This window comes from Paracoccus fontiphilus, from assembly GCF_017356265.1.
Lineage (GTDB): Bacteria > Pseudomonadota > Alphaproteobacteria > Rhodobacterales > Rhodobacteraceae > Paracoccus > Paracoccus fontiphilus.
Genome location: NZ_JAFNAW010000087.1, coordinates 1 through 11372, shown reverse-complemented (window position 1 = coordinate 11372; position 11372 = coordinate 1). Strand labels below are relative to the sequence as shown.

At 68.9% G+C, this 11372-nt stretch carries 9 protein-coding genes; 6 read left to right on the top strand and 3 right to left on the bottom strand.

The features are described 5' to 3' along the window. The 5 genes from J0F76_RS18640 to efeO (J0F76_RS18620) form a co-directional block, all read left to right on the top strand. Positions 1–590, top strand: a 590-nt coding sequence (locus J0F76_RS18640; protein WP_207471794.1) for an IS5 family transposase, incomplete at its 5' end; no start/stop codon positions are given. Positions 591–965: 375 nt separating this feature from the next. Beyond that, complete coding sequence (gene efeU, locus J0F76_RS18635; RefSeq protein WP_207471793.1) at positions 966–1799, top strand: iron uptake transporter permease EfeU; 834 nt, start codon at positions 966–968, stop codon at positions 1797–1799. After that, the gene (efeO, locus tag J0F76_RS18630) at positions 1796–2968 is read left to right on the top strand and encodes an iron uptake system protein EfeO (protein WP_207471792.1); all 1173 of its coding nucleotides are present in this window, start codon (positions 1796–1798) and stop codon (positions 2966–2968) included. The genes efeU and efeO (J0F76_RS18630) overlap by 4 nt, the downstream gene beginning before the upstream one ends. A 1-nt stretch (position 2969) precedes the next feature. Next, entirely contained in the window at positions 2970–4235 is a 1266-nt protein-coding gene (efeB, locus tag J0F76_RS18625; RefSeq protein WP_207471791.1) for an iron uptake transporter deferrochelatase/peroxidase subunit, read from the top strand. Between the two features lie 37 nt (positions 4236–4272). After that, the gene (gene efeO, locus J0F76_RS18620; protein WP_207471790.1) at positions 4273–5091 is read left to right on the top strand and encodes an iron uptake system protein EfeO; all 819 of its coding nucleotides are present in this window, start codon (positions 4273–4275) and stop codon (positions 5089–5091) included. Here efeO (J0F76_RS18620) and J0F76_RS18615 read toward each other — a convergent pair. Both J0F76_RS18615 and hpbA read right to left on the bottom strand, forming a co-directional pair. After that, positions 5036–6685 carry an alkaline phosphatase family protein gene (locus J0F76_RS18615; RefSeq protein WP_207471789.1) on the bottom strand — a complete coding sequence of 550 codons (1650 nt, stop codon included), beginning with the start codon at positions 6683–6685 and terminating at the stop codon, positions 5036–5038. The two genes, efeO (J0F76_RS18620) and J0F76_RS18615, sit on opposite strands and share 56 nt — an antisense overlap. 55 nt (positions 6686–6740) lie before the next feature. Next, positions 6741–8777 carry an N-methyl-L-proline N-demethylase HpbA gene (hpbA, locus tag J0F76_RS18610; RefSeq protein WP_207471788.1) on the bottom strand — a complete coding sequence of 679 codons (2037 nt, stop codon included), beginning with the start codon at positions 8775–8777 and terminating at the stop codon, positions 6741–6743. Between the two features lie 144 nt (positions 8778–8921). Here hpbA and J0F76_RS18605 point away from each other — a divergent pair, with 144 nt between their 5' ends. Beyond that, the gene (locus tag J0F76_RS18605) at positions 8922–9566 is read left to right on the top strand and encodes a TetR/AcrR family transcriptional regulator (protein WP_207471796.1); all 645 of its coding nucleotides are present in this window, start codon (positions 8922–8924) and stop codon (positions 9564–9566) included. 119 nt (positions 9567–9685) lie between these two features. On the opposite strand, the gene J0F76_RS18600 is transcribed toward J0F76_RS18605, so the two are convergent. Then, positions 9686–11372, bottom strand: a 1687-nt coding sequence (locus J0F76_RS18600; protein ID WP_207471786.1) for an L-glutamate gamma-semialdehyde dehydrogenase, incomplete at its 5' end; no start/stop codon positions are given.

Here is an 11372-nt window from a genome sequence, read left to right as displayed (position 1 = left end):
CACTGCACCTGCTGATCGATAGCACTGGGATCAAGCTCGAGGGCGAAGGCGAGTGGCATGCGCGCAGGCACGGCGGCCCCAAGCGACGCGTCTGGCGCAAGATCCATCTCGGGATTGATGAGGAAACGCTGGAGGTCCGAGCCGTCGAGATCACTGGGAGCCATGTCGGCGACGCGCCGGTGTTGCCCGACCTTCTCAACCAAATCCCGCAGCACCAAGAGATCGGCAGCATCACGGCAGACGGCGCCTACGACACACGCAGATGCCATGATGCCATTGCCGACCGGGGCGCTCACGCTGTCATCCCGCCCCGCAAGAATGCGAAGCCGTGGAAGACCGTCACCGCTGGAGCCGTGGCCCGAAACGAGGCCCTGCGCGCCGCGAAATACCTTGGCCGTGCGCTCTGGCGACGATGGAGCGGATACCACCGCCGGAGCCGCGTCGAGACGAAGATGCATTGTGTGAAGCTGCTGGGCCAGAGGCTTATGGCACGGGACTTCGACCGGCACGTCGCGGAGATCCAAGTCCGCATCGCCATCCTGAACGGCTACACCGCGCTCGGTATACCCGTCACAGAGGCCGTGGGATAAGTCCGTCCGGGGAAGGGGGACACTGGCCATCAGCCGATTTGGGCAACAGAGCCCCTGCAACGGGTACAGAACCAAGACCATCACGGTCAGAAACACCGTCTCCGGGCACCATTTACAGCCTTGCAGAAAAACCAACGGAATCGTTTCGGCCAAGCGTTCGTCCGGCGGCTGGTCCACGTCGGTCATCGGTTTCCGGGCCGCTGTCTCCGTGGCAGATCCTGCGGCATAATATCCGACCTAAACAATCTGGATTGACTCGCTGCGGAAGACGGGTAGTGATCGTTTTGCGGGCAACCCTTGCCCGTCATTGACCTTGCCGCGACATCGCGCCGCCCGATTTCGGCCCCGACGCCTCGGCAGGGCAAGAGGGACGTCATGGTTGCACCTTTCCTTATCATGCTGCGCGAGGGGCTGGAGGCCGCGCTGATCGTCGGCATCATCGCCGGCTACCTGCGCCAGACCGGCCGCGCCGCATGGCTGCCTGCCGTGTGGATCGGCATCTTCCTGGCCATCGCCATGGCCTTGTTCGCGGGGGCCGCGCTGCAGCTGGCAAGCGCATCCTTTCCGCAAAAGGCGCAGGAACTGTTCGAAGCCGTGATCGGCCTTGTTGCCGTCGTTGTGCTGGTCTGGATGGTCTTCTGGATGCGCCGCGCCGCGCGGTCGATCAAGGGGACGCTCCACGCCTCGGTCGATGCGGCGGTCGGGGGCGGTGCTTGGGCGCTGATCGCCATGGTCTTCCTGGCCGTCGCGCGCGAGGGGCTGGAATCGGTCTTCTTCCTGCTGGCGATCTTCCAGCAAAGCCGCGATGCCACCGCACCCTTGGGGGCGCTTGGGGGTGTCCTGGTCTCGGCCGGGATCGGTTGGGCCATCTATGCGGGCGCGTTGCGGCTGGATCTGGGGCGGTTCTTCCGCTGGACCGGCGTCTTCATCCTGTTCGTCGCCGCCGGGCTGCTGGCCGGGTCCGTCAAGGCCCTGCACGAGGCCGGGATCTGGAACGGCCTGCAGGCGCGGGTCTACGACATCAGCCACGCCCTGCCCGAGACCGGGCCCCTGGGCACGGTGCTGGCGGGCATCCTCGGCTATCGCGAGGCGCCGACGCTGGGCGAGGCGGCGGTCTGGCTGGCCTTCCTGACCGTGACGCTGTTCCTGTTCCTGCGGCCCGACGCGCCCATTGCGCCGCGCCGCCACTCTGTCCGGGACGTGACATGACCGATATTCAGCCCCGCGCGGGCATGGGCCTTGCCGTTGCCGCCGCCGCCATGCTGGCCGTCGCCGGAGCAGGCGCCTTCTGGTATGCGACGCAGAAGAACGCCGCCGCCACCCGCGACCAGGCCGCCGACATGACGGTCAGCGTTGGCGCGAAGACCTGCGAACCCATGGACATCACCGTCCCCGGCGGGCGCCGCAGCTTTGAGATCGTGAACGCCTCGGACCGGCCCATCGAGTGGGAGATCCTTGACGGCGTGATGGTCGTCGCCGAACGCGAGAACATCGCCCCCGGCTTTCGCCAGACCCTTGCCGTGCAACTGGCGCCCGGCGACTATGCCATCACCTGCGGGCTTCTGTCGAACCCGCGCGGCACCCTGCACGTCACCCCCTCGGACGAGGCGGCCGCCTCGGCTTCCGAGGTGACGCTGCGCAAGTTCCTGGGGCCGCTGTCGGAATATCGGGTCTATCTGGTCATGCAGTCGAACGCCGCCGTGAAGGCCGCGGAAAAGCTGCGCGACGCCATCGCCGCAGGCGACCTGGGCGCTGCGCAGGCGGCCTGGAAGGCGGCGCGCATCCCGTACCGCCATGTGGAGCCCCTGGCCTGGCGCCTCTCGGACTTGGAGAACGCCATCGATCCGAACGCGGCCTATCTGGCGGGCCGCGAGGACGACCCAGACTTTACCGGCTATCACCGGCTTGAATACGGGCTGTTCCGGCAGAACAGCACCGAAGGGCTGGCCCCCATCGCCGACCGCCTGGTCGCCGACCTGGACCAGCTCTCCGGCCGCCTGAAGGCGATGGAGCTTGATCCGCAACTGCTTGTCGCGCTGCCCGGCGCCATGGCGGGCCAGCTTGCCACCGCGCATGTCCCGGCGGGCGAGAACCACTATGCGGGCAATGACCTTGAGGAGCTTGAAGCCAGCCTCGACGGGATCGGCAAGCTGAGCGGTTTGCTGCGCGGGGTCGTGGCGGGCGTGGATCCGGCCTTGGACAAGGACATCGGCGCGGCCCAGGACAAGGTGGCCGCTGATCTGGCCGGTCTGAGGCAGGGCGGCGCCTGGCCACCCTATGACCAGGTGGCCGACGACAGGCGCCGGCAACTGGCCGGGTCGCTGGCGGGTTTGCAGACGGCGCTGGACCGGCTGCAGCCGGTAATCGGGATCAACTAGGATGCGACCTTACCCCTCCCGCCGCGAGGTTCTTCTGGCCTTGGGCGCCAGCACTCTGGCCTTGGCCACCCACGCCCAGGAACCTGCGCCACAGGTCAGCGACGCGCCGCCCGCCAATGCCGGGGCGGCGGCGCAGCGGGTGCCGTTCCACGGCATCCACCAGGCAGGCATCACCACGCCGCGCCCGGAAAACGGGATCGTCGCCGCCTTCGACGTCGTGGCAACCTCGGTCGACGATCTGGAACGGATGCTGCGGCTTCTGACCGATCGCGCGCGGCTTCTGACCCAGGGCGGCCCGGTTCCCGACCTGGACCCCAGCCTGCCGCCCGCGGATTCGGGGCTGCTGGGCCCGATCGTGATGCCGGGCAACCTGACGATCACCGTGGCCTTGGGCGCGTCCCTGTTCGAGAACCGGCCCTGGCTCGCGGGCCTGAAGCCCGCCACGCTGCAGCGCATGGCGCAGTTCCCGAACGATGCGCTGGAACCGGGCCTCTGCCATGGCGACCTGTCGATCCAGTTCTGCGCCAACGTGCAGGACACCAACCTGCACGCCCTGCGCGACATCGTGAAGACCTGTGCCGAGTTCCTGGTCCTGCGCTGGATGGTCGAGGGCAACGTCCCGCCCGTCATCCCCGATGCCGGCGGCGCCACGCCAAGCGCCCGCAACTTCCTGGGCTTCCGCGACGGGTCCGCCAACCCGGATTCGAACGATGCCGCGCTGATGGACCGCGTGGTCTGGACCGCCGGGCCGCACGAACCCGACTGGGCGCAGGGCGGCAGCTATCAGGTGGTGCGCATCATCCGCAACATGGTCGAACGCTGGGACCGTGCCCCCCTGGCCGAGCAGGAGCGCATCTTCGGCCGCACCAAGATGACCGGCGCCCCCCTGGACCAGCCCGGGGCTACCGAACACCACGCCCCCGACTTCACCGCCGATCCCGAAGGCCGCGTGACGTCGCACGACGCCCATATCCGGCTTGCCAATCCGCGCGACGCCCGAAGCCAGCGCAACCTGATGCTGCGGCGACCCTTCAACTATTCGCGCGGCGTCCTGAAGAACGGCCAGCTGGACCAGGGCCTGCTGTTCATCTGCTACCAGGCCGACCTGGAGGCAGGCTTTGTCGCCGTGCAGAACCGCCTGAACGGCGAGCCGCTGGAGGAATACGTCAAGCCCGTCGGCGGCGGGTATTTCTTCGCCCTGCCGGGGGTCCGCGACGATGCGGATTACCTGGGCCGGGCGCTTGTCGATGCAGCGCGGCGGACCTGACGCCCAGCCAAACCACGATCACCGGGAGTTTACCACAATGATCGCAACCTTTCTTCGCAGCACCGCCCTTGGCCTGACCTTCGCGGGCGCCGCTTGGGCCGCCGATCCTTCGCTGGACCTTGTCGGCCCGCTGTCCGACTACAAGATCTTCGTGGCCGAGAACACCGCGCAACTGGTCACCGATACCGAGGCCCTTGTGGCCGCAATCAAGGCGGGCGACGTCGAGAAGGCCAAGTCGCTGTTCGCGCCGACCCGCACCAGCTATGAACGGGTGGAACCCATCGCCGAACTGTTCTCGGATCTCGACGTGTCGATCGACGCCCGCGCCGACGATTACGAAAAGGCCGAGAAGGACGAGGCCTTCACCGGCTTTCACCGCATCGAATACGGCCTGTGGGAGGAGAAATCGACCGAGGGGCTGGACCTTTATGCCGACAAGCTGCTGGCCGATGTGACGGATCTGGACGGCCGCATCAACGCGCTGACCTTCCCGCCTGAAGTCGTGGTGGGCGGCGCCGCAGTGCTGATGGAGGAGGTCGCGGCCACCAAGATCTCGGGCGAGGAAGACCGCTACAGCCGCACCGACCTGTGGGACTTCAAGGCGAACTTCGAGGGGTCCGAGAAGATCTATACCCTGTTCCGCCCCCTGATTGAGGCCGGGAACGCCGATTTCGTGGCCAAGGTGGACGGCAACTTCAAGGCGGTGGACGAGGTGCTGGCGAAATACAGGACCCCTGACGGCGGCTTCGTGTCCTATGACGAGTTGACCGACAGCGACCGCACGATGCTGTCGGCCAAGGTCAACACCCTGGCCGAGGATCTGGCGACGCTGCGCGGCAAGCTGGGCCTGGGCTGATCCCGCCGGGGGGCACGGCGCGGCTGAAGGTGTCAAGGATCAGGTTCCTCAGGCTTTCCATCGCCAGCGCCGTGTTCCCGGCCGGGACAAGGCCGGGCGAAAGGCCCCAGGCCTCGGCCCGCCGGACCAGATGGTCCGGGCCAATCAGGTGCAGCGGCGTGTCGGCCCCGCTGTCCAGCGCGACCCAGGGTGCCGCCTGGTGATCGCCCAGGACGATCAGCAGGGGCGGATCGGCCGCATGGCGCAGGGCATAGTCCATCACCGTCGCCAGGCTGTAGTCCAGGGCGTCGCGATAGGCCCGGCGCACGCGTTCGGGGTCGCGCCAGACCACGTCGGGCGGATCGCCGGCGGCGGCCATTTCGTCGAAGACGCTGCCGTCGCCCAGCTGGTCCCAGTCGAGCAGGCGCGGGACCGGCACCCAGGGGGCGTGGGACGATATCAGCGCGACCTGCGCGAACACGGCGGGGCGGGGCTGCCCGCGCCGCAGCAGCTGGTCGGTCGCCGCCAGCGTGAACTGGTCGGGCATGGTGATCCAGTTGAACGGCTTGCCGCGATAGCCAAGATCGGACGCGGCCAGGATGGTGTCGAATCCCATGGCCGCGGCCTCGGGCCAGGGGCGGGTGATGGCGGGCATCACGGCGGCGGTCCGAAAACCCGCGCGGCGCGCGTGATGGAACAACCCGTCATATCCGCTTGCCAGCAGGGCGCGATAGCGCGTCTGGTCGTCGATCCGCAGCCCGCTGGCAAGGGTCGCATGGGACAGCCAGCTTTGCCCGCCCCGTGTCGGTGCCTTCACGAAGCCGGACCGAAAGGAAAGCCCTGCGGCCTCAAGCGCTGCCTCGGCCCGGCGCAAGGTGGCGCCATGCCGGTCCGCATAGAAGGGCGCATCGAAGCTGGCCCTGCCATAGCTTTCGACAAAGATCACCAGCACGTCGCGGTCGATCGCGCCCAGCAGGCCGCGCCTGCCGCGGAACGGGTCTTCGGCGACGGCTGTCCGCAGGCGGTGAAGATCGACCAGCGTTTGCCGGGCTTGCGACACACGCTGGACAACATAGGCGCTGTTGGCGGGTTGCAGCGTTTCGTTGCCAGGCGCCAGGACCGAAAGGCCGGCCAGAGCCATGGCCGGCGCAATGGCCCGCTGCCGCGGCCGAACGCGTGTCCACTGACCGCAGGCCCACCAGATCCCCGCCGCGCCCGCGCCGACCAGGGCGACGATGGCCGCCGCGATGGCAACAGTTGCAGGCGTGCCCAGCACTCCGGCAAGCAGATCGAAGGCGGCCCCGACCAGCGGAAGGTCCGAGACGATGGTGAAGGGCCGGCCGAGGACGTGAACCGTTGCCAGGTCGGCGCCTTTCTGCAGCGCCAGCAGGCAGAGGCAAAGCGCAACGACCGGTCGCGCGATCATGGGCAGGCAGGCAAGGGACAGGATCAGGACCGGCAGTTCCGGTGCCACGGCCAGCATCGCCCAAAGGGGCCGAGCAGGGTCCCAGGGCTGCGCCAGCACCGCATGGATCACCATCGTCGCGGCCAGAAGGCGGCCCCAAGGCACCGCCTGGCTGCGGCCGTCATGCTGGCGGGGACGCGATCGGGGCATCCGCCAAGCCTAGGCGACGGGGCCGATCCGTCAACAGGATGTCCTCTCCGGCCCCTTACAGGTCCTTCACGAGTCTGAGTGCGTCGTAGATTGCGGCATGGGTGTTTCGGGCGGCGACGGCGTCGCCGATGCGGAACAGGCGGAAGGTGCCGGCCTCGTTCGTGCGCACGGCCTGCAGCCCGCCGGTGGTGAGCGCCTCGTAGTCGACCTCGCCCCTGTTCGAGGAAAGCGGCTTGAGGTCGAAGTAAAGCTCGTCCAGGGGCCGGGTGCCGTGGTTGACCACCACCTGGTCGACGATCCGGTCGCGGGTGACGCCGCCATAGTCGCTGCCCAGCGTGGCGCGCAGCCGGTTGCCCTCGCGCGCGACCGCCTGCAGCCGCCAGGTGACGGTGAAGGTGGTGTCCAGCCCCTGCAGGCTGCGCATGTAGGGGACTAGGTTCATGGCCATCACCTCGGGGGCGAAGGCGCGGTCGGGGGTGACGATCTCGACGCGCGCGCCGGTGGCGGCGATCAGGTCGGCGGCCTGCAGCGCGGCGTGGTCGCCCGCGTCGTCATAGACCAGCACGTTCGCGCCCGGCTTCACGTCGCCCGACAGGATGTCCCAGGCCGAGACCACCAGGTCGTTGCCCGCCGCCAGCACGGCGGTATGGGGCAGCCCGCCGGTGGCGATGATCACCTCGTCGGGGTTCGTCGCCAGCACGTCGTCGGCCTCGGCGAAGGTGTTGAAGCGGAAGGTGACGCCATGACGCTCGCACATCGCCTGCCGCCAGGCGATGATCGAGATCATCTCGCGGCGGCGTTCCTGCAGCGCGGTCAGGCGGATCTGGCCGCCGGGACGGTCGGCGGCCTCGAGCACGGTCACGGCATGGCCGCGCTCGGCGGCGACGCGGGCGGCCTCCATGCCGGCGGGACCGGCGCCCACCACCGTCACGCGCTTCTTCGCGGGCGCGGGCGGGATCGCGTGGGGCATGGTCTCCTCGCGCCCGGTGGCGGCGTTGTGCAGGCAGAAGGCCAGGCCGCCCTGGTAGATGCGGTCCAGGCAGTAGTTGGCGCCGACGCAGGGGCGGATGTCGTCCTCGCGGCCCTCGACGATCTTGCGGACCAGGTGCGGGTCGGCGATGTGGGCGCGGGTCATGCCGACCATGTCCACGAGGCCTGCCGCGATGGCGTGGCGGGCGGTGGGCACGTCGGGGATCTTGGCGGCGTGGAAGGTCGGAAAGTCGGTGGCCTTCCTAATCTGGCCCGCGAACTCCAGGTGCGGGGCGTTGCGCATCCCCTGGACGGGGATCACGTCGGTCAGGCCCGCATCGGTGTCGATATGGCCGCGCACCACGTTGAGGAAGTCCACCAGCCCGCTGTCCTTGAGCTTTTGCGAGATGGCGATGCCGTCCGCCGCGTCGAACCCGCCCGGCAGGCATTCGTCGCCGGTGTAGCGCACGCCCAGCAGGAAATCCTCGCCGCAGCGCTCGCGGATGCCGCGCAAGATGTCGAAGGTGAAGCGCAGCCGGTTGTCCAGGCTGCCGCCGTAGGAGCCCTCCAGGTCGTTGGTCAGGGGCGACCAGAACTGGTCCATCAGGTGGCCGTAGGCCTGCAGCTCCAGCCCGTCGAGGCCCGCGGCCTTCATGCGCTCCGCCGCATCGACATAGTCGGCGATGATGCGGGCGATGTCCCAGTCCTCCATCTTCTTGGGGAAGGACCGGTGCGCGGCCTCGCGCTCGTGGCTGGGCGAGACGACCGGCAGCCAGTCGGCCTTGTCCCAGCGGGTGCGCCGGCCCAGGTGCGTGAGCTGGATCATCACGGCCGCGCCGTGGTCGTGGCATTCGTCCGTGAGCCGCTTCATCCAGCCCACCACCTCGTCCTTCCAGGCCAGGATGTTGTTGAAGACCGGCGGGCTGTCGCGCGACACCGAGGCCGATCCCGCCGTCATGGTCAGCGCCACGCCGGCCTTGGCGCGTTCGACGTGATAGGCGCGGTAGCGGTCCTTGGGCATCCCGTCCTCGGGATAGGCGGGCTCGTGGCTGGTGATCATGATGCGGTTGCGCAGCGTGAGGTGCTTGAGCCGGAAGGGCTGGAGAAGGGGATCGGTCGCCATGGGCCTGCCTGCAGGGGTGGGGGATGGCCGGGATCATCGCCAGACTGTGCACACATGTCAACTGGGAAATCACGTGTGAACCCGAACAGGCAACCCTTGAACATTCGCCTTGTGGAAAAGGGCGGGACGGCTTACCCATGGGCCATGGACCAGGCGAATGCACCGGAAAGCGGATGGCGCGGCTCTCGCGAGGGCTGGCTCGAGGCGGGCTATCAGGCGCTGATCGAGGGCGGCATCGACGCCGTCAAGATCCTGCCCTTGGCCAAGCGGCTGAAGCTGTCGCGCACCAGCTTCTACTGGTTCTTCGAGGATCGCGAGGCGCTGCTGGCCGCGTTGATCGAGGGCTGGGAGGCGCGCACCACCAAGCCCCTGGTCGAGGCCACCACCCGCTATGCCGAGACCCTGTCCGAGGCGATGCTGAACGTGCTGACCTGCTTTCTGTCGGCGGATGTCTTCGACTCGCGGCTGGAATTCGCGGTGCGCAGCTGGGCCTTGCAGGACGAGAACGTGGCGGCCCGCGTGAAGGCGGCCGACGAGGCGCGGCTGGCCGCGATCACCGCCATGCTGGTCACCTGGGGGCACCTGCCCGCTGAGGCCGACATCCGCGCCCGCACCGTCTACCTGGTCCAGATCGGCTATATCTCGATGCAGGCCAAGGAGGACATCGAGACCCGCTTGGCCCGCATTCCCCTTTACGTCAAGATCTATGCCGGACGAGAGCCCGAGCCGCGCGAGATTGCTCGCTTCAACGCAGGAATCCGGCGCCAATACGGGCAGCCCGCGGCCTAGGCGCAGGTGTCTGCGGCTTCCAGCGGCCGCATCGCCGTGATGCCATGGCCTGGACGCGGCATGGTCCGGCAGGAAGGCCGCCCGCGCCTGAGCGCTGCAGCCGTCCATTCACTGCAGGTTTACCCCGCCAGCAGGGCCGCGTTGCCGCCTGCCGCCGTCGTATCCACGCAAAGGTGGCGTTCATGGGCGACATGGGCCAGGTCGGGCATTCCCGTGACAAGCTGCACGATCTCGCCCTCGCGCCGGGCGAGGGCCTGGGCATGGGCGCGTCCCTGCGTGTCATCGCCCCACCACAGGACGGCGGCCATGGGGGGCAGGCGGGTCAGCGCCTCGGGCGACAGGGGACCGTCCACGCCCACGGCATCGGCGCCAAGGGCCGCGACCGCCGCGACCTGGGCCGCAACCGTCTGCGCACCGGGGCCGAGGCAGAGGACCGGCGGGCGGGTATGGGCGGTCAGGCGGTTCAGCTCTCCGGTCGGGCCGGGCATCAGGCGCTCGTCGATCTTGCGCGACCGGTGGGCGGCAAGCTGGCTGCGGATGCGGGTTTCGTCGGCCTGGCCCTGCCAGCCGGCACCCGCCGTCGCAGGCGCTTGCGGCGCGAAGAAGCGGGGCACATAGCGCGGGCCGCCCGCCTTGGGGCCGGTGCCCGACAGGCCTTCTCCGCCGAAGGGCTGGCTGCCCACGACCGCGCCGATCTGGTTGCGGTTGACGTAGATGTTGCCGACATGGATGGCGTCGCTGACTTCCTGCACGCGCGAGTCGATGCGGGTGTGCAGGCCGAAGGTCAGGCCGAAGCCGCGCGCGTTGATGTCGGCCACCACGCGGTCCAACTGGTTGCCCTTGAAGGTCGCGACATGCAGGACGGGGCCGAAGACCTCGCGTTCCAGATCCGCGATGCCGGTCACGCGCAGCATGGTCGGGGGCACGAAGGTGCCTTGCGCGGGCACCGGCAGCTTGTGGATCACGCGGTTGCCGTTCGTGGCGATGTAGCCGGCGATGTCGCCCTGCGCGCCCGTGTCGATCACCGGGCCGACATCGGTCGCCAGATCCCAGGGGTCGCCCACCACCAGTTCGTCCATGGCGCCCTTGATCATCTCGATCACGTGGGGGGCGATGTCTTCCTGCACATAAAGGCAGCGCAGGGCGGAACAGCGCTGACCGGCGGACCGGAAGGCGCCGTTCACGATGTCGCGCACGGCCTGTTCGGGCAGGGCCGTGCTGTCCACGATCATCGCGTTCAGCCCGCCGGTTTCCGCGATGAGCGGCGTGCCGGGGGTCAGGGCCTCGGCCATGTTCTTGGCGATGGTCTGGGCCGTCGCGGTCGAGCCGGTGAAGACCACGCCCTTCACGCGGGGATCAGCCGTCAGCGCCGATCCGACCACACTGCCGCGTCCCGGCAGCAGTTGCAGGGCCGGGACGGGCACGCCCGCCTGGTGCAGCAGCCTGACGCCAAGGGCGGCGATGATCGGCGTGGCCTCGGCGGGCTTGGCGATCACCGCGTTGCCCGCCATCAGCGCCGCCGCGATCTGGCCGGTGAAGATCGCCAGCGGGAAGTTCCAGGGGCTGATCGCGCCGATGATGCCGCGCGCGGAACCGGGGTTCGTCTCGCCCTCGGCCGCGTAGTAGCGCAGGAAGTCCACGGCCTCGCGCAGTTCGGCCACGGCGTCGGCCAGCGTCTTGCCGGCTTCCTTCGCCAGGATGCCGAAGATCGGGCCGAAGTTTTCCTCGTAAAGGTCGGCGGCGCGGCGCAGCACGGCGGCGCGCTCGGCGGCGGGCGCGTCCCAGGGGCGCGCGTCGTCGATGGCG

What these genes read in the sequence shown, in the direction of transcription:
- efeU (WP_207471793.1), top strand. Translation starts at nt 966, where the DNA reads ATGGTTGCACCTTTCCTTATCATGCTGCGCGAGGGGCTGGAGGCCGCG.
- efeO (WP_207471792.1), top strand. Translation starts at nt 1,796, where the DNA reads ATGACCGATATTCAGCCCCGCGCGGGCATGGGCCTTGCCGTTGCCGCC.
- efeB (WP_207471791.1), top strand. Translation starts at nt 2,970, where the DNA reads ATGCGACCTTACCCCTCCCGCCGCGAGGTTCTTCTGGCCTTGGGCGCC.
- efeO (WP_207471790.1), top strand. Translation starts at nt 4,273, where the DNA reads ATGATCGCAACCTTTCTTCGCAGCACCGCCCTTGGCCTGACCTTCGCG.
- J0F76_RS18615 (WP_207471789.1), bottom strand. Translation starts at nt 6,685, where the DNA reads ATGCCCCGATCGCGTCCCCGCCAGCATGACGGCCGCAGCCAGGCGGTG.
- hpbA (WP_207471788.1), bottom strand. Translation starts at nt 8,777, where the DNA reads ATGGCGACCGATCCCCTTCTCCAGCCCTTCCGGCTCAAGCACCTCACG.
- J0F76_RS18605 (WP_207471796.1), top strand. Translation starts at nt 8,922, where the DNA reads ATGGACCAGGCGAATGCACCGGAAAGCGGATGGCGCGGCTCTCGCGAG.